Source organism: Psychrobacillus sp. L3, assembly GCF_042945595.1.
GTDB lineage: Bacteria > Bacillota > Bacilli > Bacillales_A > Planococcaceae > Psychrobacillus.
Genome location: NZ_CP168493.1, coordinates 3,078,118 through 3,100,846 on the forward strand (window position 1 = coordinate 3,078,118; position 22,729 = coordinate 3,100,846).

At 35.9% G+C, this 22,729-nt stretch carries 24 protein-coding genes, 1 pseudogene, 1 riboswitch and 1 other annotated feature (1 of these 27 cut by a window edge); of the genes and pseudogenes, 9 read left to right on the forward strand and 16 right to left on the reverse strand.

Annotated features, from left to right (window positions below):
- Window positions 1-36 precede the first annotated feature (36 nt).
- From ACEPXD_RS15440 to motA, 4 genes are all read right to left on the reverse strand, one after another.
- Window positions 37-948, reverse strand: coding sequence for a pseudouridine-5'-phosphate glycosidase (locus ACEPXD_RS15440; RefSeq protein WP_391117321.1), 912 nt, complete (start codon window positions 946-948; stop codon window positions 37-39).
- Window positions 945-2,045 (reverse strand): PfkB family carbohydrate kinase, encoded by a 1,101-nt coding sequence (locus ACEPXD_RS15445; RefSeq protein WP_391117323.1) that lies wholly within the window; start codon window positions 2,043-2,045, stop codon window positions 945-947. The genes ACEPXD_RS15440 and ACEPXD_RS15445 overlap by 4 nt, the downstream gene beginning before the upstream one ends.
- Before the next feature lie 108 nt (window positions 2,046-2,153).
- Window positions 2,154-2,921 (reverse strand): flagellar motor protein MotB, encoded by a 768-nt coding sequence (gene motB, locus ACEPXD_RS15450; protein WP_391117325.1) that lies wholly within the window; start codon window positions 2,919-2,921, stop codon window positions 2,154-2,156.
- Entirely contained in the window at window positions 2,905-3,708 is an 804-nt protein-coding gene (motA, locus tag ACEPXD_RS15455) for a flagellar motor stator protein MotA (protein ID WP_391117327.1), read from the reverse strand. The genes motB and motA overlap by 17 nt, the downstream gene beginning before the upstream one ends.
- A gap of 190 nt (window positions 3,709-3,898) precedes the next feature.
- Here motA and ACEPXD_RS15460 point away from each other — a divergent pair, with 190 nt between their 5' ends.
- The 4 genes from ACEPXD_RS15460 (at window position 3,899) to ACEPXD_RS15475 (ending at window position 7,247) form a co-directional block, all read left to right on the forward strand.
- Complete coding sequence (locus ACEPXD_RS15460) at window positions 3,899-5,131, forward strand: aminopeptidase (protein WP_391117329.1); 1,233 nt, start codon at window positions 3,899-3,901, stop codon at window positions 5,129-5,131.
- Window positions 5,132-5,223: 92 nt separating this feature from the next.
- Window positions 5,224-5,358, forward strand: a complete 135-nt coding sequence (locus tag ACEPXD_RS15465) for a hypothetical protein (protein WP_264158155.1) — start codon at window positions 5,224-5,226, stop codon at window positions 5,356-5,358.
- A 238-nt stretch (window positions 5,359-5,596) separates the two neighbouring features.
- Complete coding sequence (gene mreBH / locus ACEPXD_RS15470; protein WP_391117331.1) at window positions 5,597-6,604, forward strand: rod-share determining protein MreBH; 1,008 nt, start codon at window positions 5,597-5,599, stop codon at window positions 6,602-6,604.
- Window positions 6,605-6,677: 73 nt separating this feature from the next.
- Window positions 6,678-7,247, forward strand: a complete 570-nt coding sequence (locus ACEPXD_RS15475; RefSeq protein ID WP_391117333.1) for a beta-class carbonic anhydrase — start codon at window positions 6,678-6,680, stop codon at window positions 7,245-7,247.
- A gap of 80 nt (window positions 7,248-7,327) precedes the next feature.
- Here the strand turns inward: ACEPXD_RS15475 and ACEPXD_RS15480 are convergent, their stop codons facing one another.
- Window positions 7,328-7,876 (reverse strand): GNAT family N-acetyltransferase, encoded by a 549-nt coding sequence (locus ACEPXD_RS15480; protein WP_391117335.1) that lies wholly within the window; start codon window positions 7,874-7,876, stop codon window positions 7,328-7,330.
- A gap of 6 nt (window positions 7,877-7,882) precedes the next feature.
- The gene (locus ACEPXD_RS15485) at window positions 7,883-9,685 is read right to left on the reverse strand and encodes a M3 family oligoendopeptidase (RefSeq protein WP_391117337.1); all 1,803 of its coding nucleotides are present in this window, start codon (window positions 9,683-9,685) and stop codon (window positions 7,883-7,885) included.
- 148 nt (window positions 9,686-9,833) lie between these two features.
- Here ACEPXD_RS15485 and ACEPXD_RS15490 point away from each other — a divergent pair, with 148 nt between their 5' ends.
- On the forward strand, window positions 9,834-10,562 hold the full coding sequence (locus ACEPXD_RS15490) for a tryptophan-rich sensory protein (RefSeq protein WP_391117339.1): 729 nt from the start codon (window positions 9,834-9,836) through the stop codon (window positions 10,560-10,562).
- A 73-nt stretch (window positions 10,563-10,635) separates the two neighbouring features.
- On the opposite strand, the gene map is transcribed toward ACEPXD_RS15490, so the two are convergent.
- Together map and thiT are read right to left on the reverse strand one after the other, a co-directional pair.
- Window positions 10,636-11,385 carry a type I methionyl aminopeptidase gene (gene map, locus ACEPXD_RS15495; protein WP_391123294.1) on the reverse strand — a complete coding sequence of 250 codons (750 nt, stop codon included), beginning with the start codon at window positions 11,383-11,385 and terminating at the stop codon, window positions 10,636-10,638.
- A 46-nt stretch (window positions 11,386-11,431) separates the two neighbouring features.
- Window positions 11,432-12,013, reverse strand: coding sequence for an energy-coupled thiamine transporter ThiT (thiT, locus tag ACEPXD_RS15500; RefSeq protein WP_391117341.1), 582 nt, complete (start codon window positions 12,011-12,013; stop codon window positions 11,432-11,434).
- 62 nt (window positions 12,014-12,075) lie between these two features.
- A riboswitch (TPP riboswitch) is annotated at window positions 12,076-12,167 on the reverse strand.
- A gap of 106 nt (window positions 12,168-12,273) precedes the next feature.
- Between thiT and ACEPXD_RS15505 the strand changes: the two genes are divergently transcribed.
- The 3 genes from ACEPXD_RS15505 to ACEPXD_RS15515 all read left to right on the forward strand — a co-directional run bounded on the left by ACEPXD_RS15505 (window position 12,274) and on the right by ACEPXD_RS15515 (window position 14,764).
- Window positions 12,274-13,341 (forward strand): M20 family metallopeptidase, encoded by a 1,068-nt coding sequence (locus tag ACEPXD_RS15505; protein ID WP_391117343.1) that lies wholly within the window; start codon window positions 12,274-12,276, stop codon window positions 13,339-13,341.
- Window positions 13,342-14,269: 928 nt separating this feature from the next.
- Window positions 14,270-14,602: a DUF4870 domain-containing protein gene (locus ACEPXD_RS15510; RefSeq protein WP_391117345.1), complete on the forward strand. Its 333-nt coding sequence runs from the start codon at window positions 14,270-14,272 to the stop codon at window positions 14,600-14,602.
- 63 nt (window positions 14,603-14,665) lie between these two features.
- Window positions 14,666-14,764, forward strand: a complete 99-nt coding sequence (locus ACEPXD_RS15515) for a hypothetical protein (protein WP_391117347.1) — start codon at window positions 14,666-14,668, stop codon at window positions 14,762-14,764.
- Window positions 14,765-14,799: 35 nt separating this feature from the next.
- On the opposite strand, the gene ACEPXD_RS15520 is transcribed toward ACEPXD_RS15515, so the two are convergent.
- The 7 genes and pseudogenes from ACEPXD_RS15520 to ACEPXD_RS15550 form a co-directional block, all read right to left on the reverse strand.
- Window positions 14,800-15,669, reverse strand: coding sequence for an SGNH/GDSL hydrolase family protein (locus ACEPXD_RS15520; RefSeq protein WP_391117349.1), 870 nt, complete (start codon window positions 15,667-15,669; stop codon window positions 14,800-14,802).
- A 13-nt stretch (window positions 15,670-15,682) separates the two neighbouring features.
- A complete protein-coding gene (locus ACEPXD_RS15525; RefSeq protein ID WP_391117351.1) occupies window positions 15,683-16,912 on the reverse strand; it encodes an aminopeptidase in 1,230 nt (409 codons plus the stop codon).
- Between the two features lie 2 nt (window positions 16,913-16,914).
- Window positions 16,915-18,066: a DEAD/DEAH box helicase gene (locus tag ACEPXD_RS15530; protein WP_391117353.1), complete on the reverse strand. Its 1,152-nt coding sequence runs from the start codon at window positions 18,064-18,066 to the stop codon at window positions 16,915-16,917.
- Window positions 18,067-18,181: 115 nt separating this feature from the next.
- Window positions 18,182-18,340 carry a Fur-regulated basic protein FbpA gene (locus ACEPXD_RS15535; protein WP_391117354.1) on the reverse strand — a complete coding sequence of 53 codons (159 nt, stop codon included), beginning with the start codon at window positions 18,338-18,340 and terminating at the stop codon, window positions 18,182-18,184.
- Window positions 18,341-18,390: 50 nt separating this feature from the next.
- A complete protein-coding gene (locus tag ACEPXD_RS15540) occupies window positions 18,391-18,972 on the reverse strand; it encodes a VanZ family protein (RefSeq protein ID WP_391117356.1) in 582 nt (193 codons plus the stop codon).
- A 262-nt stretch (window positions 18,973-19,234) separates the two neighbouring features.
- Entirely contained in the window at window positions 19,235-19,660 is a 426-nt protein-coding gene (locus tag ACEPXD_RS15545) for a hypothetical protein (protein ID WP_391117357.1), read from the reverse strand.
- Between the two features lie 214 nt (window positions 19,661-19,874).
- A pseudogene (locus tag ACEPXD_RS15550) lies at window positions 19,875-19,980 on the reverse strand (IS1595 family transposase); the annotation flags it as partial.
- An 86-nt stretch (window positions 19,981-20,066) separates the two neighbouring features.
- Between ACEPXD_RS15550 and ACEPXD_RS15555 the strand changes: the two are divergent.
- The gene (locus ACEPXD_RS15555) at window positions 20,067-20,843 is read left to right on the forward strand and encodes an HAD family hydrolase (RefSeq protein WP_391117359.1); all 777 of its coding nucleotides are present in this window, start codon (window positions 20,067-20,069) and stop codon (window positions 20,841-20,843) included.
- 164 nt (window positions 20,844-21,007) lie between these two features.
- On the opposite strand, the gene serA is transcribed toward ACEPXD_RS15555, so the two are convergent.
- Window positions 21,008-22,594 carry a phosphoglycerate dehydrogenase gene (gene serA / locus ACEPXD_RS15560; protein ID WP_391117361.1) on the reverse strand — a complete coding sequence of 529 codons (1,587 nt, stop codon included), beginning with the start codon at window positions 22,592-22,594 and terminating at the stop codon, window positions 21,008-21,010.
- Between the two features lie 118 nt (window positions 22,595-22,712).
- Window positions 22,713-22,729, reverse strand: a binding site (T-box leader) (it continues 215 nt past the right edge of the window).

A 22,729-nucleotide genomic window follows, 5' to 3' on the forward strand; every position in this document is an offset into this window, starting at 1 on the left:
AAAAACTTCCCGAGATAAGTTCTCGGGAAGTTTTTTTTATAGTTTATTTAATTCAACTGCAATCTTAGCTCCAACTTTTGCATTGTTGTAAACTAATGCAATATTCGATTCTAAGCTTTTTCCTTCTGTTAATTCTTTTACTTTTCCAAGTAAAAATGGTGTTACGTCTTTCCCTTTAATGCCGTTTGCTTCTGCTTCTTTTAAAGCTTTCTCAATAATTTCGTTAATATATGCTTCTTCCATAGAATGCTCTGCTGGAATTGGATTTGCTATGATAGCCCCACCTTTTAAACCTAAATCCCATTTCACTTTTAACATTTTTGCAACTTCTTGTGGTTCATCCAGTCGGAAGTTTGCATTAAATGCACTAGTTGCCGTATAAAATGCTGGGAATGCATTCGTTTGATATCCAACAACAGGAACGCCTTTAGTTTCTAAATATTCAAGTGTCAAACCTATGTCCAAAATAGATTTCGCACCTGCACATACTACAGCAACATTTGTAGAAGCTAATTCTTCTAAGTCTGCTGAAATATCCATTGTCATTTCTGCACCTCTATGAACTCCACCGATACCACCAGTTACAAACATGTTAATACCTGCTAACTCTGCGCAAATCATCGTTGTCGCTACTGTTGTTGCTCCAATTTCTTTAGAAGCTACTACATAAGGAAGATCTCTTCTAGAAGTTTTTCGTGCATTTTTACTTGTGCCTAGTGTTTCTAGCTCTTCTTCTGAAAGACCTATTTTAATCTTTCCATCCATAATGGCAATTGTCGCTGGAACGGCACCATTCTCACGTATAATTTGCTCCACTTCTCTTGCCATTTCTACGTTTTGTGGGTAAGGCATTCCGTGTGAAATAATTGTCGATTCTAAAGCAACAATTGCTTTCCCTGCTGCCATTCCTTCTTCTACTTCTTTTGAAAATGTTAAAAATTCTCTCATAATAAATATTCCTCCAATTCATTATTTAAAGTAATTTTAGAAAGCTCTGTACGAACAGTTTCTGCAGATTGTAATGTTTTACTCGCATTTACCATACCAGCATTTATTGCCGATTTTAGGTCGTTTCCTTCCAACCATGCATGAAGCGTTCCTGAGACAAAAGCATCTCCAGCTCCAGTGACGTCCACTACATGATCTACATGCATCGCAGGAACGTATGTCGAATAACTGGATTCACTCGAATACATTACGCCTTGACTACCATTTGTAATAACCACATGATTGACACCCTTTTGTACAAATGTTTGCGCAGCTTTTTTCCATGCTGATACATCATCAATTTTCATGTGTAAATATGCTTCAGCCTCGTCTCGATTTAAAATGATCCACTCTATTCCATGCAAGTTATCCGGCATTCTCTCCATTTTAGGAGAAGATACAGGAATAATTGCGAGCGAGATATTTTTTCCCATTGCAAGTGTTTGTAAGTATTCAATAACTTCTTTTGGACAATTCATATCCACTATTAATAGTTGTGCATTCGAAAGATGAGACTCTTGTTTTTTCATGTATTCAACAGATAGTTGATCGTATATTTCCATATTAGCTAGTGCAAAAAGCATCTCGCCTTGCCTATCTAATACGGCAGAATAGGTGCCCGTAGAATAATTAGCAAGTTTTTCTACAGAAAATAAGTTCATCCAATTACTAGAAGCTTTCTCTATTATTTGATACTCCATATCATTCCCAACTACTGATAACAAACGTACACTATGTCCAAGTCTACCTAAATTCTCAGCGATGTTTCTTGCAACTCCTCCAACACTTTGCGAGCTCGTAGTTGGATTAGAAGTACCCATTTGTAATTTATTTTTAACTGAATATTTTCGATCTAGATTTGCACCACCGATACAAATGATTTCATTTTTTTCAGGAAGTATGTATGCCCTTCCTGTTATTTGTCCATTCCTAATTAATTGGGAAATAATATTACCTACTGCTGGTCTGGACATATTAAGATTATCTGCTATTTCTAATTGAGACGCATACGGATTTTTTCGAAGGTACTGTAAAATTTGTATTTCTTTTGGTTGCACAATAATGAACCTCCTTTCCAAACTTTTGTTTTAATTATAAACTTTTGTTTGAAAAAGTCAAAAGAAAAACTGATAACAACTCCAAGTTGTTATCAGTTTACGTTTTTCTTATTTTGGTGCATCGTTTAAAGTACCATCTTGTAACACACGTGGTTGGATTAACACCTCTACACGTCGGTTTTTGGCACGGCCCTCTACAGTATCATTAGAAGCAACTGGTTTAAATTCACCATAACCTTTTGCACTAAAGTACAATGGATCAATGGTTCCTTTACCAACTAAAATTTTCAAGAAATTCACTGAACGCATGACACTTAGTTCCCAGTTAGATGAAAACTCACTACTTGAAATCGGAATATTATCTGTATGTCCTGTTATAACAACATTTCTAGGAGGATCGAATACTAGAAGATCCGATATGTCTTCGGCAATTTGGCGATATTCAGATTTTACTTGTGCTTTTCCCATATCAAATAAAATATTCTCACGGATAGTAACGAGAAGCCCTTCATCCGTCAATTTCGTTGCGAATTGCTTTTCTAGTGCATTGACTGCTATATACTCATCTACACTAGCTTTAATAGCTGATAATGCTTGCTGGTCTTCAATATAAGCTGAACTTTGGTCATTATCACTTGTTTCGGTTGATGTAATTGGTACTTCCATTGGAGAAGAATTATCCATTAAGCCATTTGCACCATCAAAAATTTGGTTAAATACTTCGGACATCTGCTCAAGCTTCTTTTGATCTATCGTACTCATAGAAAAAAGTACGATAAAAAGAGCTAATAATAATGTCAATATATCCGCATATGGAATTAGCCATGATTCGTCAATATGTTCTTCTTCCCTATGCTTTTTATGCTTCTTTGCCAAAGTCTCCGTCCCCGCTTTCGTTCATTATTTTTTTGCGGTCTGACATAGACAAATACGAAGCTAATTTTTGTTCAATTACTCGAGGGGCATCTCCTTCTAGCACGGAAAGAATACCTTCTAACATCATCGTTTTTTGACGAACCTCTTGCTTAGATTTGCGTTTAAGTTTATTTGCAAATGGATGCCAAATAATATACCCAGTGAAAATACCTAGTAATGTCGCAACAAAAGCTGCTGATATAGCATGACCCAATGAATCAATATCATTTAAGTTTTTTAGGGCTGCGATTAGTCCCACAACTGCTCCTAGCACTCCTAGTGTAGGGGCATATGTACCTGCTTGTGAAAATATTAAAGCTCCACTAATATGTCTGTCTTCTAAAGCATCGATTTCTTCTGTTAGTACATCTCGGATATAATCCGCGTTTTGTCCATCAATTGCTAATGTTAATCCATTTTTTAAGAATGGATCTTCTACATCCGTAATCTTGCTTTCTAATGCAAGTAATCCTTCTCTACGTGCTAAATCAGCCCAGCTAGAAAACATTTTAATAACTTCACTATCATCTGCAAGTTTTTTATCTTTGAATAGCACTCCAAATAGCTTTGGTACCCTTTTCAATTCATTCATTGGAAATGCAATTACTACAGCAGCAATTGTTCCAAATATAATAATTAAGATAGCTGCAGGAACTAATAAACTTCCTGGACCAACTCCTTTTAAATACATCCCAACTAATAATGAAACAAACGCAATGATGAGACCAACAACCGTCGATATATCCATTTATTAACCCCCAAATTCTATTTCTCTCATTATTTCGGCTATTTTGCACTTTTTTTAATAATAAACTTGCTTTCCGATAATATAATTTCATAGTTTATGAATAATATCCGACTTTTTACCTTTAATATGTATTGTTACAATAGACTGAAAACTGATATTATGAAGTTAAACACAGAAAGGAAGTATGTATATGTCATCATTTAATGAAACGCTTGAAAAGTACGCTGCACTTGCTGTAGAAGTAGGGGTTAATATTCAATCTGGTCAGAACCTATTTATTGCTTCTTCTATCGACAGTGTGGAACTTGTTCGATTAATTACAAAAAAGGCGTATGAAGTTGGTGCCAATCAAGTTTTTGTAGACTTTTCAGACGATGAAATTACTCGCTTACGCTATGATCTAGCTCCTAAAGAATCTTTTGACTTCTTCCCATCATGGAAAGTACAAGAAAAAGAATTATTAGCTGAGCAAGGTGCTGCATTTATGAGCATTATGAGCCAAAGTCCGGACCTTTTAAAAGGAGTGGATACTAGTAAAATTGCTGCATTCCAAAAAGCAGCTGGGACAGCATTAAGTAAATATCGCCAATATACCCAATCTGATAAAATTAGCTGGACAGTAATTGCTTCTCCTTCAAAAGAATGGGCTAAAAAGGTATTTCCGAATGTCGTAGAAGAAGAACAAGTTTCTGCACTTTGGGATGCTATTTTCAAAGCAGTACGTGCTGATTTAGAAGATCCAGTTTCGGCATGGAAAGAGCACGATAAACTACTTCACATGAAAGTAGATTATTTAAATGACAAAAACTACAAAAAACTTCACTATACTGCTCCAGGAACTGATTTAACAATTGAACTTCCAATAGGGCATCTATGGTGTGGAGCGAGCAGTGTCAATGAAAAAGGTGACGATTTCATGGCAAATATGCCAACCGAGGAAGTTTTCACTGTTCCTTTAAAAACTGGGGTAGCTGGTTACGTTTCTAGTACGAAACCATTAAGTTATGGTGGGAATATTATTGATAATTTTACTGTTACTTTTGAAAATGGACGAATTGTAAAAGTAGAAGCTGAAGAAGGTCAGACGGTGTTGGAAGATCTTGTTGCAACAGATGAAGGCTCTCACTATTTAGGTGAAGTTGCCCTTGTTCCGCATGATTCACCAATCTCTAATTCTAACTTATTATTTTATAACACGCTCTTTGATGAGAATGCATCCAATCACTTAGCAATTGGTAGTGCATATGCATTTTGTCTAAAAGGTGGCAAAACTATGAGTCGCGAAGAGCTTGCTAAAAACGGGCTAAACGATAGTATTACGCATGTGGACTTTATGGTTGGTTCCGATAAAATGAACATTGATGGTGTGAAAGAAGATGGAACGACAGAACCAATCTTCCGCAACGGTAACTGGGCATTCTAACTATTTTTAAGTAGATTTCTATAAAATACTACTTAACTTTTATATTCTTTTAAGCTATAATGATAGTAATATAACTAGTGAGGTGTTTAATAATGGGCTTATTCACAGTTACAGTTCTTGGTTTTGCAGCAGTTACAGGTATTGTTGGTTATACAATTATGCACTACTTCGCAAAATCTATGAACTCACACGATTCAGTTTTAGTAGATCCAAAACCTTCCAAATAATTCAAAACAACCGCAGAAATTGCGGTTGTTTTTTTATGTTTTTTTCTTTTCATTTTGAAGTCAATTCGATGTCATTTTAGTGACCATTACATACTATTCTATTATATAAATCGCCATCCCTATGTATATTGATCTATTAAACCAATGAAACATTTGTAAACTTCCATAATGTAACACATGGCAATACACCTTTTATCCTTTATACTTATTGAGTATGATTGAATGGAGGAAGATATATATGTTTTCAAATGCTCATATTGGAATAGATTTAGGCACCGCAAATACATTAGTATATACGAAAAGTAAAGGCATAATTATAGATGAACCAACAGTTGTGGCAGTTAATACAAAAACGAGAGAAATTATTGCATTTGGACATAAAGCAAAAGAAATGATTGGAAAGACACCTGCTTCCATAGAAGTTATTCGCCCGTTAAAAGACGGGGTCATAGCTGATTTTGATATTACGACGCAATTATTAAAACTCATTATGCAGAGTGCAAGTAAAAAACTTGGAACTTCATTACGAAAGCCATCTGTTGTTGTGTGTACGCCATCAGGTGCAACTTCTGTCGAACGTAGAGCAATTCAAGATGCAGTCAGACAAAGCGGAGCAAAAGAAGTTCAACTAATGGAAGAACCAGTTGCAGCAGCAATTGGAGCGGGCCTTCCTGTGAATGAACCAGTTGCAAGTATGATAGTCGATATTGGTGGAGGTACAACAGAAGTTGGTATTATTTCATTCGGAGGGGTAGTTGCTTCTAACACTGTGAAGGATGCAGGAGATAGAATGGATGAATCGATTATTCATTTTATTCGCAAAGAATATAATGTATTAATTGGAGAACCAACTGCTGAAGAAATTAAGAAAACAATTGGCCATGCCTTGCTACCGCATGAAGTAGAACAAATGGATGTAAGAGGAAGAGATGTTGTAACTGGATTACCGAAAATAATCCATCTATCTTCTACCCAAATACAGGGTGTCTTGGCAGAGTCCCTTGATACAATATTAGAAGCAATTCGTGCAACCCTTGAAATATGTCCACCCGAACTTGCAGGGGATATCGTCGACCATGGAGTTGTGTTAACAGGTGGAGGGGCACTACTAAAAGGTATTAAAGAATGGCTATCCAGCGTTATTGAAGTACCAGTTCACATTGCACCAGAACCTCTTCAATCTGTTGCGATTGGAACAGGAAAATCTTTCTTTGTATCAGAACGAAAACAAAAAGTAGCGAAATGAGTAGAAACAAATTAGAGGAAATCTTCCCTGTTTTCATATAGAATAAAAAGACAGAATATGAAGGGGGAAATTTATGCCTAATTTACGTGAAGTGTTAAAGTACAATGATTATTTTGTTGAAAATAAACTATATGAACCTTATTTAACTACGAAGTTTCCAGACAAACGAGTTGTTATTTTAACGTGCATGGATACTCGCCTTATAGAAATGCTCCCTAAATCTATGAATTTTAAAAATGGTGATGTCAAAATTGTAAAGAGTGCAGGAGCGATTATTAATCACCCTTTCGGTGGGATTATGCGTAGCTTAATCGTAGCCGTCTATGAACTTCAGGCAGATGAAATATATGTTATTGGTCATCATGACTGTGGTATGAGTTCTATTCATTCCGAAAAAATTATAGAGAAAATGACATCTAGAGGTATAGATCCCCGCATTTTTGATATATTAGAACACTCCGGAGTAGATATTGAAAAATGGTTAGAAGGTTTTTCAGATGTAAAAGAAAGTGTTTTACATAGCGTTGAAATGATACGGAATCATCCTTTAATGATTAAGGATATTCCTGTCCATGGTCTAATCATTGATCCAAATACTGGTAGACTAGATTTAGTAGTAGACGGTGCACTTTATACAAATTAACTAATTATTTCCCAGGAAATCGACAAAAAAGTTGGTTATTCACCTAAGTGAATAGCCAACTTTTTGTTTATATAAGAAATTTATCGATATTCTTCACTAATGGAAGCGTAAATATAGTGATCTTCCCACTTTCCATTTATAAATAGAAGACTACGAAGTAAGCCCTCCCGTTGAAAATCATTGTTTTCCAATACTTTTATAGATCCAAGATTCCTTGGAGATACATAAGCCTCAATTCGATTTAATTGGACATGGTCGTACCCAAATAGCTTTATAATGTGGACGGCTTCTGAAGCAATACCCTTCCCTATAAATTGTTCATCGATCGAATAGCCGATGAGTCCACTTGAAAAAGGCATTCTTTTTAAACTATACAAAGAAATACTACCAATCATTTGATCAGTACCATGTGCAAACACGCCAAAACTAAATTCTCTTTTTTCATTCATTAATAATAGCGACTCTCGAATCTTTTCCCTTTGCACAACGGTTGTATAATACTCCTCTCGATGTAATGGTTCAAAAATAGACCAATATCTTTTGTTTCTATAAACGAGATCAGCTAGACTAGGTGCGTCTTTTACATTTAATGTCCGTAAATAACATGTATCTCCTTCTAAATAGATCAAGCATCGTCACCCTTTTGCATTTATTAATTGTATAAACTCATTTACATCTTGAATGCAAAGGTTAATGCCCTTAATCCAAAATGCCTCTTTTGTAATATCTTCGTCAAGATGCTTCATCGCTAAATCTTCTACTGACATTACTGCAGTATCTTGAAGTAAAGCAATGTATTTCTCTTCAAAATTTGCTCCCTCATTAATTGCTTTTGCGTAAATACTTAATGAAAATAAGTAACCAAAAGTATATGGGAAATTATAAAACGGTACCCCTGTAATATAAAAATGAAGTTTAGAAGCCCAGAAATGTGGATGAGTCGTTTCGAGTGCATCTCCATAAGCCTCTTTTTGAGCAGTTTCCATTAATTCATTTAATTTTGTTGCAGAAACTATTCCATTTTTACGTTCCTCATAAAATCTTGTTTCAAATAAGAAACGAGCATGAATGTTCATAAAGAACGCAACACTTCGTTGAATTTTATCTTCTAATAAAGCAATTTTTTCATCATCCGTTTTAGCTTCTTTTACGGCTGCATCTGCAACGATCATTTCCGCAAAAGTTGAGGCTGTTTCCGCAACACCCATGGCGTATTGACGATTCATCCAATGAACGGGTTTTAAAGCATATGAATGAAAGGCATGTCCTAATTCATGTGCTAACGTTGAAACATTTGACATCGTTCCACTATATGTCATGAAAATACGAGATTCTTCCGAAACTGGCATACCTGTACAAAAGCCACCTGGACGCTTATTTGGGCGATCTTCTGCTTCAATCCACCCTTTCTCAAATGCATTTCTAGTGAAGGCTTCTAACTTCGGACCAAATTCTTTAAAATGCTTAAGGATAAACTCCGCACCTGTTTGATAATCCATTTTTTCTGTTGAAGCACTTACTGGTGCATCTAAATCATACCAATGCATTCCTTTTTCCCCTAGCATTGTCGACTTTACGTTTAAATATTCGACAAAAGGAGCTTTATTTTTAGAAATTGCACCCCACATTGCATCCAATGTTTCTTGTTTCATTCGATTGATATCAAGAGGTTCTTGTAACACAGATTCCCAGCCTCTTTTTTCATATACAGCTAATCGGAAACCAGCTAGATGATTTAATGTTTTTGCAAAGAACTCTTCTTTTTCAGTCCAAGCGGTTTCTAATGCTTCGAAAGCTTCTTTTCGAGTTGTAGCGTTTTCGTGGGAACTTAAATTATTTGCTTGCCCTACGGAAAGTTCTTTTTCTTCTCCATCCACTCTAACTTTTACTCTAATGTCTCCTACTAATAAGTCATAAAGTTGACCCCAAGCATGATAACCATCTACTCCAAGAGTTGTAATCATGTCTTCTTCTTTTTCAGAGAGCATCTTTTTCGCTTCATCTCTCCACTCATTAAGGACAAATGTATACTCTGATAGTTCCTTGGATTGCATTAAGCCATTCCAAACTGTTTCCTCTGTCTTACTTAAAACTTGCTGGATAACAAGCATCAAAGAAGAGAACTTTGCATATATACTTCCCATTTCTCCTTCTAAAAGTGCTGCATGTTTATCTGTTGTATCTTGCGCTTGAAAACAACCAATTACCGCTCCTGCTTCTGATAAATTAGTTGCAATATCTTTTAATTCGTTAATAATATTTTCTAATTCCTGTGCAGCTTCGCTTGAAGTTGGAGCAGTAAAGCTTTTTAATTTTTCTTCAAATATCTTCAGCTTTTCCTTCACTTCATCTAAATGTATCCGTAAATCTTTTGAGACACTTCCTCCTTCAAAAAATGAATCTAGATCCCACGTAATTGGATATAACTTTTCTACCATTACTTTTCCCCCTAAAATTCATACTAGTTCGAATACTATTATACCATGTTTTGTTATTCGATTATTCCGCTTTTGCCATAAAACATTCACAAATCAGTTGTTCGTAATAATAATTGAAAGGTATACTATAGGGATAGGAGGGATGCGTATGTTTAAAATAATCCTTTTGATTATAAGCTTGATCTCTACCGTTGCGATAAATATACTTGCAAATACACTGCCACTAAATCATCATACAACTAGAGAAATAGCCAATAGGCTTCCAGCTTTATTTACAACTGCAAGCTTCGTTTTGCTTATCTGGTTTGCCATTTATTTTTTATTAGCGTGTTGGATATGGCATATTATACAAGAATATAAACGTGGAGAAACGGTATCTGCAAAACGAGTCATCCTATTCGTGAGTAGTTCCATCCTAAACATTCTTTGGACCTATTTTTGGCATTATGAATTATTTTTATTTTCGTTACTCGATCTGTTCGCGTTAATAGGAATCTTATTTTTACTATATAATACGTACTCGACTACGGAACTATCTTGGATGGTGAGACTACCTATCTCCATTTATCTAGGATGGATATTCGTTGATACATTTGTAAATATCGATTACTATCTTACTTTCATTGAATTTAGTGGTTTGGGAATAACAAAATCGCTTTGGGCAGTTATTTTTCTAACAGTAGTTACTGCAATTGCCCTGCATATTCGATTCCATTATAATGATCCCGTTATCGTACTTGTTTTTATTTGGTCCTTTATCGGTATAGCTGTTCACCATTTGTTGGATGAATTATTAATCACCGCTGCTTCTATGTTCTTAAGTTGTGTCCTTATAGCAGGAATATTTTTCATAAAAAAAATGCCTCGGAAAACTTAATTTCCAAGGCATTTTTTTCTATCCAGGCGCCAGCCGCTCGAGGTCGCGGCTAAACAGACACCTTGCGCTTTTATTAATCTATTTTTGTCAATAAAAGCGGTCCTTCTTTCGTAACGACAATCGTATGCTCAATTTGAGCGACTAGCGATTTATCTGGTGTTACAAAAGTCCAACCATCTCCTGATTCAACAATATGTTCTGCTTTTTGAGAGATAAAAGGCTCTACTGCAAGAACCATTCCTTCTTTTAAAATCGTTGGATCCCAAGCATCATAATAACTCAGTACATGCTGAGGAGCTTCATGAAGCGATTTCCCTATTCCATGCCCAGTTAAGTTCATAATAACATGCAAACCATTCTCTTTTGCTTCTCTAGCTACAGCTTTCCCGATTTGATTTAAACGAGATCCAGCTTTCACTTTTAACATAGCACGATTAAATGCACTTTCAGCTACGGCACATAGTTTTTCTTTTTCTTCGTAGCCATCTCCAACGACGAATGAAATACCAGTATCCGAAAAATATCCATCATATGAGCCGGAGACATCAATGTTGACAATATCTCCTTCTTTAATAACACGTGATCCTGGTATACCATGCGCCACTTCTTCGTTTACACTTATGCACGTATAACCAGGAAAATCATATTCTCCCATAGGTCCTGAAATGGCACCATTTTGTTCAAATAGTTTCCCACCGATTTCATCGATTTCTTTTGTAGTTATACCCGGTTTTGTTGCTGCTCGCATCGCTTCGCGAATTTCCGCCACAATACGGCCAATTTTTTTTAACGCTTCTAACTCTTCATTTGTTTGTACAATCATCTTAAAAGATCCCTTCTCATTTGAATGTACAATTATCATATCATATTTACGCGTTATTCGGCAGTAGAAGGCGTGGTGCTTTTACGAACAAGATAGTACAAATGAATGCAGCGAATAAAAATACCGGAATCATATAAGTAGCATTATAGATTAATGAATATAGAATTACGTTTTGATCGCCAGCATATTCTCCAAAAAATACAATACCAGATGTAACATGTGCTAAATAGCGAAGGAACGCAGCAAGGAATGCTCCTAAGATAACGGCAATCGCCATTTTTTTCGTATCTTTATTTTCAAGTGCTTTCATATATGCTGGTCTAAATACCCCAGCAAATCCAGCAACCATAAATGCAATAAAATAATCAATTGATACTTGGATAATCACAAACCCAAAAGATAATGGGACTGCATAAAAACGACCTGTTACTACTTGTAATAACCCAATTAAAAATCCTGTTAAAAGTCCGGCAGCAATTCCACGACGAAAAGCGATTAATATAACTGGAACAAGTACAAAAGTAACGGATCCACCTTGCGGCATACCAAACCCAATCATATCTAATACATACCCTAGAGCTGCAAAAATAGCGATTTCTATTAATAACAATACACGTTGATTTCTCATTGTAATCCCCTTTTTTGACCACAAAAAAACGACCCTGGGATAGACCCAGACATCGCGCGATTGTCAGTTTCCATCCACATCCCTACGCAAGCATTAACTTACAGGTTCGAAGGGTACTATCTCAGCCGCGTAAGCGACGCCCCTTGTGGTTATGAATTATTTAGTTCGAATTCATTGTAGCCCAATAAAATAAGTAATGCAACCCTATGTTGTTAATTGTTATACTAATAGAAATATTATATGAGGAAGGGGTATTGTTCATGCTTGAGTTATTAAAAGATCTAATTCGCATAAAAAGTGATGATGTAGAAAGTGCTAATTTAGCATTATTATTTTGCAAAACTTGGTTAGAAGATCGAGGAATTGTCTCAAAAATTTATGAAAGTAATTCTAAAATGATGCTCGTCGCAGAAATAGGAAGTGGCGATGAATGTATTATATGGAACGGTCATGTCGATGTTGTTCCCGGAAATGCAGAACAATTTAATCCATATGTAGAAGGTGACAAATTATTCGGACGAGGATCAGCGGATATGAAAGCAGGAGTTGCTGCTATGATGCAAGCTTTCTATGAACTTTCTTTCATTCCACAAAAATTAACGAAAAGAATCCAACTTCATATTGTAACCGATGAAGAAACAGATGGAGATACATCCAAATATTTAGTGGACCAAGGATTTAACGGAGATTTCATCATTTGCGGAGAGCCAACTCATTTACATATCGGTCTTCAAGCAAAAGGAATTATCCAGTTGAATGTAACATTGAAAGGTAAATCCAGTCATGGCAGTCGCCCTTGGGAAGGGATAAATGCGATTGAACAAGCTTATGCATTCGATAAAGAAATCCGAAAACTACCTTTTTTAACCGCAAGTAATAAGTTCTATGATTATCCATCTCTAAATTTGGCGAAAATACATGCAGGAGACAGATACAATGTTGTTCCGGATGAATGTCTCATGAGCTATGATATTCGATTTGTTCCGGGTCAAAAACAGGAAGAAATTTTAGCGGAAATTAAAAATGCTGCTCATATACATTACCCTGGAAGTGAAGTAATTGTTCATGCTTGTGAACCAGCAGTGACTACAGAAGAAAACAATTCACACGTTCTTAAGCTTCAACAAGTTACAACAAAATGGACGAATTCTATTACTAACTTATTCGGCCAACATGGTTCCGCAGATACTCGTTTCTATGCAAAAAATGGAGCGGGAGCTATTGAGTTCGGCCCTTCTGGAGCGGATTGGCATGGCGAAAAAGAATATGTCTCTATTTCATCCGTAGAAAAATATAAAAATATTTTAGTCTCTTTTATTATTGAGTGAAATGAATATTAGAAAAACCGCCTGATTTCCGCTATGGCGGACGCTTTTCGCGGGCATGGCTTCAGTCTCCTCGTCACTGCGATCCTGCGGGGCCTTCCGCTCATGCTATTCCCGCAGAAGTCGCCGCCTCCGCTCCAATCAACTAGTATGTATGGGGCGAATTATAATTGCTTAGTAAGATAGATGACATTTAAATCCTATGAACATTAGATTGAGAACTACATTTTATCTGGATGCACAAAATTTCACCAAAATTTTAAAAAGCAATAGCATTTCTTATTCAACAACGATTACAGGATTCATGATCACTACGTTTTCTTAAACTAATTCTATCCTCTTAGCGATAGCTTGGCTAAATCTTCTTGTTAGATACTACTTACTTAATGGATTGTAGTGAAAGGTGGCGACTCCAGACGGAGGCCAACAGGATGTTGGTCACGAAGGCGTTGCCACACGATGTGGCGCTCTTAGCCTTCGTTCCTCGGAGACAGATGAGCCATCACATCGAACGCGTAGCGGCGGTGATGGCTCATCGCTCACCCCGCGGAACGCGTCCACCTGAAACGGAAATCCGCGGTATTATTTAATTCTTTAAAGTACTATGAACACTGGTTTCGCAGGACGAAAATCCATATACTTTCTTATCTCTTAAGAAAAACGCAAGTGTCCTTTATGTGCACACTAACTACAAAACGCTTTTTAGAAATAAAGAGCTACTTAATCAGGTGCACTTATTTACACTTTATGGCACTTCGAGACTAGTTTACCCTGAGGAGAGACCACTTGTCCTATACCCGAGACCAATTCATCAGAAAGTGAGACTAATTTTAACTTATCCAAGGCTAATTGGAAAATTTACTTTATCCAACGCTCCTGTGCCGCACTCAATTGTTGTTAATCTATTAATTGGAAAGGAGAAAAAACTCTTATGGATAATAATAAACTGTTATCAGCGTTATCCTATTTTAGTGTGTTGTTTGCGCCATTAATACTGCCAATTATCGTATTCTTTATTACGCATGATACGAAAGTGAAACAGCACGCAAAACGTTCGTTCATTTCACATTTAATCCCTTTTATTTTTATGATTATTTTATTTATCGTTATCTATTCCAGTGTGTTTTCTATGTCTTATAGTTCTTTCAATCAACCTTCCTTCTTTATGACTTCAGGACCCCTATTACTTGTATTCTTATATTTAGTTATTTATATCATTACTCTTATTTGGAATATTATTCAAGGTGTCAAAGTATTGAGATAATGTTTATATTACTGTAAAAATGGGAATCTAATAATACAGTATAAAATCTTAGGAGCGATAAAAATGAGAGTAAAAAACTTAGTTAAAACTGCTATAAAATTGGCGCCAATAGTCTATCCAATCGTACGCAAAATAATGAAATCCAGAAAAACTGTCAAATAAAAAATCTGTTCCCAGTAGATTGGGAGCAGATTTTTCTATATATAGGGCTTTAACTTTGTCAAAGACAAATAATGATCGAAGCCTTGTATTCTTGAAACAGGTTTTTTAATGGATTCTTTTTGTTTTTCGAGAATTTGTTCAAAAGTCAAAGGATTTGGAGCTGGTAGTTCATTTTTATTTACCTGTAAACGTTCATTATACTGTTTGAAAAAAGCATTAGCTATAAGACGATACCCTTCCATTGTAGGATGAACATCAGATGGATTCGGTAATAACTCTTTTTCATGGCCCTTGAAGGCCTCATCCACAGCTACAAAAGTTGCTCCATTTGCATTAGCTTCGGTCTTTAAAATAGCATTCATTGTATTTAACTCTTTCTTGATGCCTTCCTTTTGTGCATCATGTACATGCGGATAAGGAAAATAATAGCCCATTACAACTATTTTTGCTTTCGGTGTAACTGCTTGAACTTCTTTAATAATATCATCAATATTTTTGCGCACATTGTTTAGCGCATAGTTTACTTGAATTTGCTTGTATGCGACTGACCCATTAGAAGGATTTACTTGAACAAGTCTAAGCAAATCATTTGCTCCTGCTGAAATCGTGACAACTGTTGCATTTTTTAGTAATTCCTTCGCTTCTTTCGTACGAACAGTTCTTAACACGTCTGCGGTCGTATAACCCGGAAATGCAAGTGCTTTCGAGAAATAGGCAAGCTGATGAGACCGCATTAACTCTTGTGCTATTAAATCTGTATATCCTGCATCAATTGCTCTATTTGGTGTTTGACCTGCGGCTATAGAATCCCCTAAAGCAATATAAACTCCTCCCCCTTTTGCTTCCGTAATAATGGAGCAAAATGGGAGGAAAAGTAATACGGCTAAAGCTATCCATTTTTTCATTAGAATCTACTCCTTAAAAAGCCCAAGTACCTTTTCGGAAAATTTGTTCTACCTTTCCGTCTTCTAACTCTCCTAGTATATCCATATCTGCGCTACCAATCATAAAATCTTCATGCACGATGGAAGTATTAAGTCCAAGGTTTTCAAGCTCGTCTTTTGTTAAACCACGGGCACCCTCCACACAAGTAGGATAAGCTTCTCCAATAGCAAAATGGTTGGATGCATTTTCGTCAAAAAGGGTATTGAAAAATAAAACGTTAGATGCAGAAATTGGTGATTCATGAGGAACTAATGCGATTTCCCCTAAATATTTTGCACCTTCGTCTGTTTGTGCTAGTTCTTGTAATAGTTCTTCTCCAGTAGCCGCTTGAACTTTTGTAATGGCTCCATCTTTAAAAGTTAACGTGAAATTATCGATAATATTTCCTTGATATACTAACGGCTTCGTATTTCTCACATAACCATTTACTCCTGTTTTAAGAGGTGCAGTGTATACTTCTTCTGTTGGCATGTTTGCAATAAAAGGAACGTTCTGTCCATTTTTACTAGCACCAGAAAGCCAAATATGTCCTTTTGGAAGTTCCACTTGAATATCTGTACCATGCGCTTTATAGTGTAATTTTTTAAATCGTTTTGCGTTCAACAATGCTGCGCGGCTCTCTAAATGGTCAATATGTTCTTTCCATTTTTGAACTGCTGTTCCTTCACCTACTCGCACTACTTGGAAAATAAGATCCCATAGTGCTTGCATTTGATATTCTCCTTCTAAATGAGGAAATACTTTTGCAGCCCATTTTGGTGATGGCATTGCAACGATAGACCAAGTAATGACGTCGTTCATCACTGCTTTTCGGTAGTTTTCTAACGCTTTTCCACTTGCTTTATGGAAACTTGTAATTCGTTCGATGGAAACACCTTCAAGTAGATCTGGATTATCCGCATCTATCCATAGTAATGCCCCTTTGTTTTCGATTAACTCATCCCTTTGCATGGCAGCCCATTTAGGAAACTCATGAAATGCTTGCTCAGGTGCTAGGTCGTAAAAAGCTCGTGCATTTACTTCGTCCGTGTAGTTTACGTCTACTCGTTTTGCACCAGCTTCATATGCTTTTTTCACGACTAGTCTTGTAAATTCAATCGTGTCCGTGGTTGTACTAATAAGAAGGGGTTGATCTTTTTGAATATTTAAACCAACCTTAATTATTAGTTCTGCATATTCTTCTAGCTTTTGTTGGAAATTCATATTTATCTCCCTTTCTTCTCAATCGTTTTCGATGATCCTTCAATGAATTCACCACGATACCAAATTTTCTGTACTGGTTTACTCGGGAGCTCTTTCGTCCATTTTTTATACGTTTTTTCATCAGCATATGTTAATAATGTTAATACTTCTCCATCTTTTCCAGCACGTCCAGTACGTCCTGAACGATGTAAGTATTGCTCAATCGAATGCGGTACATCCACATGTATCACGTGCGTTAAGCCCGAAATATCGAGTCCTCTTGCTGCTACATCTGTTGCAATTAGTATACTTACTTTTCCATTTTTAAAGTCATCTAATGCTTTTTTACGTTCTTCTTTTTTCATTTCAGAATGCAAGGATACTATTGGCGCGTCACGGTAAGTAAGTTTCGCGTCCTTCATCAAAAGCTGGTCTATACTATTTACAAATGCAAGGCCCTTCATTCCTTCTAAATGGGAGATTCTTCTTAAAAGCTCTGTTTTGTCACGTGTTTCTGTTTTCACAAAGCTATGAATGACCTCACCTTTTGAAGGAATTTCTTCAGCAGACACTTGAATGCGTACTGGATCTTTCATCATTCTTTCTGCAACTAACTCTATTTCGTCGGTAATCGTAGCAGAAGCAACAACTAGTTGTCTTTCAAGGGTTGCATCTATTAAACCTTTTACGGTTGTGCGATGTTCTCGACTTAATAATTGGTCTCCTTCATCTAAGACAATTATTTTGACTTCATGCATTTTTAATTTTTTTACTTTCACCAGTTCTTGTAATCGTCCTGGTGTTCCTACTATAATTGTTGGCTTCTTTTTTAAGGTTTCAATTTGTCTTTGAATATTTGCCCCACCAATTAATTGAGCAACAGTAATACCTGTCCCTACTACCCATTCACGAAAGACTTCCACTATTTGCATACCTAATTCTTGTGAAGGTACCATGACTAATGCTTGAATTTGTTTCTTTGTAGGATCTACCCTTTGTAATAAGGGAAGAACATACGCTAACGTTTTTCCCGTTCCGGTTGGAGATTCTGCTACTATATCTGAACCATTAAGCATATGTGGTATTAATTGTGTTTGGATAGGCATTTCAAATGCAAAATTTGCTTTTGCCCATTTTTCTTGTAATGTTTCATTTAAATCTTGTAAAAAAGTCAATTTATACTCCACCTCATCTGTGTTTGAATCAAGTGTACCACATTTTTCTCATGGATATTACCTATGCAGTATAGTGTGTCGACATAAAAAAAAGTACCTATTTCTTTAGGTACTTTTAGCTTTCTTCTTCTATTATATATTCTTTTGTTAATTCATAAAAGTTGAGCTCATATAACTGCTTTCCGTCGATTTTAAATATGCCTTTGTTTACAAGGTCTTCAATCATGTTATCTCGTTTTTCTTCCATTTTCGATTCTTTAGGTATCATCATCATGTTACTCTCCTTACATTTTCGTTCGTTTACTATTTACCCGGCACTAGAAGTTATAAACTTCTCTCCTTTAGCTTTTTAAAAACTTTTGTGAATGTAGGAAATCTCTTTTCGATCATTAAATAAACAATATACCCAATCAGGGCACCAAGTGTATTCAGCCATAAATCATCTACATCACTGCTTCTGTTTTGAGGAAGTTGCGTTATTTCAATGAAGAGTGAAATACATAATCCTACAATGATCGTATAAGGAAATTGCTCCATTCTTTTGAAAAGAAGGGGTAATAGAAAACCAATGGGCATGAAAAGAATTATATTGCCAAGAAAGTTAATATAAAAAGGTTGCCAAAAACCTAAATACTTAATAGCATTATACGTTTCTCTAAAGACACGAAATAACTCAAAATTCACATTGGACAATGTAGGTTTCATCAAACCATGCCGCGGCACAATCGTTTGTGAAAAAACACCAATGAGAACGGAAATAAGCAAAAAAATTCCCACTTCGTGTAAACTTTCTTGTAGCTTAAACCCTCTTTTTCTCCATCTAATGAAACGCCAAACAAATATAAACGGAAGCGTAATACAAATGAAAAAAAGCATATTATCTATATATTGTACGATTACGCTCATTTATTTCACTCCCATAATTGTATATAACGCCTTTAATAGAGATAAAGTTTCACATTATACATTTTCCAGTAAGTCTTTTAAGAATTTTTCTCGATTGTCTAAAAAATACTTTGTGATTTGATAATGACCAGTCATTTCATATTCTATTAATTAAGTTCCGTTAAATTATTTATAGTAGGTACTATAAATGGATACCGAATTTCCATGTTTGGTTCATCGCGTAATACAGTAATTTTCTTTAAAAACATAAGCATCCTCCCAGTTATTTTTTCTTAACAAAAAATCCAATGGAAAATGCTATCAACATAAAAATATACGCATTAAACATAATTATTGTACCACTATGTATAAATGGAAGTACTTTCGCTGCTCCATAAACAAATGGAAGCAAGTAGTTTTGTGCTAATAATGCAATATTTATATTTCTTGCAACACCATCTAATAAAATAAATTGCCAAATGAATAGAACAAATGAAATCAACCATAAAAAATTTCCTATCAAAAAACTTTTCCATTTTGATATATTCCATTTTGAAAAGCGTATACCTACAAAAAACCAAAAAATAAGAAATACTAATTGCATGGTGAATGGATAAATCGGTAATATCAGTGCATTTACTAAATACCCATATATAAAAGGTACCAATATTAACAGTATATCAACTATATAATTGCTAATTTTTTCCATAAATATCATCCCCTTCTCGTTTATTATTTAGGCTACTTGTTTTTTCTTTCATTATAGATTATTATTCTACAAATATTTCCAAAAACCTTGTTATACTATCATTTTTTTAATGGAATTGTTGCGTTTGTTTCATTCGTTGGATGCAAACAACTTTCCACCACAAATAGAAGAATACTATGCTCATCTGTAACAAAAGCAAAGGTGTTTATGAAATTAAAGTATGCTAAATGGTGTTGCAAATATGTTGTTGCAACACCATTTAGCATACTCCATTGTTTTAAGCGTTGGTGGTAGTTATTCACGTTTTGGATATGATAAATGCTCGCTTACTCGCTTGCGCTCTAGTGACAGTTTCGCTTTACTGAGGTAAAGTATTAAGTAAGTTAAGGAAGGGAGTATATTGAAAATGAAGGCTATTTTTTTTGATCTAGATGATACATTATTATGGGATAAAAAAAGTGTAGAAACTGCTTTTCAAAAAACTTGTGAGTATGCGGCGACGAAAGTGGATATCGATTCAAAAGCATTAGAGTTATCCGTCCGCGATGAAGCGAGTGAATTATATGATACATATGAAACAAGAACATTTACGCAAATGATCGGTATAAACCCATTTGAAGGCTTATGGGGAACTTTCGATGATCCAAGCGAAGGGTTTCAAAAGTTGAAAGCGATAGCACCTGTTTATCAACGAGAAGCATGGACAAGAGGATTAAATAGATTAGGTATTGATGATGCGGAATTCGGAAGAGAACTGGCAAAGTATTTCCCACAAAAGCGAAAAGAAAGTCCTTTTGTATATGAAGAAACATTTGAAGTGTTAGATTTGTTAAAAGGAAAGTATATACTTTTCCTAATAACGAATGGCTCCCCAAGCCTACAGAATATGAAACTAGAAATTACTCCAGAATTAACTCCTTACTTCGATCAAATTATCATTTCAGGAGCATTTGGAAAAGGCAAACCAGATCCATCAATTTTTGAACATGCATTAGAGATAGCTGGAGTTAATAAAGATGACGCATTAATGGTCGGAGATAATTTAATGACCGATATTCTCGGTGCATCCAAAGTTGGTATTAAATCTGTGTGGATCAACCGCGAAAAGAAACCAGCTAGCAAAGAAGTAAAAGCTACTTATACAATAGCGAACTTGCATGAGCTATTCACTATCCTTGAATAGCTTAATTTGAGAAGCGGGCACCCAGTCTACTAATTGAATAGGTGCCCGTTTTTTTGTTTTGGTGAGATCGGAATTTTTTAAGATTAATCGGGTATACGTCGATAAGGGTACACTTAGGTGCTTATACGCTGTCGGTAGATGCTTTTGAATAAAGGTAGTTCCATTTATAAATCTATCGGGGTTGCATCCGTTATATCTGCTAAGCCTTTTAGCTGTTCGATACCTGATTTATTGACATGCTTGTCGATAGAAAGCATCATAATAGCGTCTCCACCTACTTCTGAACGGCCCACTTGCATCGTTGCTATATTCACACCTTCTGTAGCTAAAAGTGTTCCTACACGCCCTATTGCGCCTGGTTGGTCTTTGTGGCGGATGAATAAGAGATGACCATCTGGTACCACATCCACAATGAAATCATCAACTCGTAATATGCGAGCTCCAAGTCCATTTAATAACGTACCAGCTACTTTTCTCGTTTCTGTCGCTGTTTTTACTTCGACTGTAATTAAGCTTGTAAATCCTTTTGCTTTCGTCGTTTTCAATTCGTTCACTACGATGCCAATTCGATCTGCAAGGAACTTAGCGTTTACGTCATTTACTGACTCACCAAGCTTACTTTTCAAAAGACCTTTTACCGCATTTCGTGATAGTGGACGTACATCAATATTTGAAAGTTCTCCAGAGTAAGTGATGTTTACTTCTTCGGGCACTCCGTCCGCTAAATCACTCAAAAATGATCCTAGTTTTTCAACTAAATTAAAGTATGGCTCGATTTTTGCTAGCACGTCTTTAGATACCGATGGAAGGTTAACTGGATTTTTAACGACTCCGCCATTCAAGAAACTGACAACATCATATGACACGTCGATTGCAACAATTTCTTGTGCTTCTACAGTACTTGCACCTAAGTGAGGTGTTGCAATTACTTGTGGTAACGTTAGTAATCGGTGATCTACAAACGGCTCTTCTTCAAATACATCTAATGCTGCTCCGGCTACTTTCCCAGAAACAATTGCATCATATAATGCATCTTCATCGATAATCCCACCACGTGCACAGTTGACAATCTGTACACCGTCTTTCATTTTCTCAAAAGCTTCTTTATTAATTAAATGACGTGTTTCTTTCAAAAGCGGGGTATGTACTGTTATAAAATCCGCTGCTTTGATGACATCTTCCACTGAACCGAATTGAACGCCTAACTTTTCTGCTTTTTCTGATGTTAAAAACGGATCGTAAGCAATAACATTCATTCGTTGCCCTTTTGCACGAGCAGCAACTTCTTGTCCAATTCGTCCGAAGCCTACAACACCTAAGGTTTTATTTTTTACTTCTACTCCTATAAATGCTTTACGATCCCATTTTTTATTTTTTAAGGAATGAAATGCTTGTGGGATATTACGTGCAAGTGCCATCAACATGGCAATTGTATGTTCAGCAGCAGAGTTTGTGTTTCCATCTGGTGCATTTACGACAATAATACCACGCTCAGTAGCAGCTGGCAGATCGATATTGTCTACTCCGACTCCCGCACGACCAATGATTTTCAAGTTTGTTCCCTTTTCAATAATTTCTCTAGTTACTTGTGTTTGACTACGAACAAGTAATGCATCGAAGCCAACAATCTTTTCTGCAAGTTGTGTTGGTGTAAGACTAGTATCTACAACAATGTTGAATCCTTCTGCTTGTCTTAACGGGAAAATACCATCTTCGCTTAGTGGGTCACTGATTAAAATATTGTATGTCATTAGTTGTCTTCTCCTTTTATTCTATCTATTTTGGGATTGTAGTTGCATGACGAATTATTTTGAAATATATTTCCTCCCTTACTTTCAATACAAAAAAGCCCTTCGCTCCCTACAAAATGTAAGGGACGAAGAGCT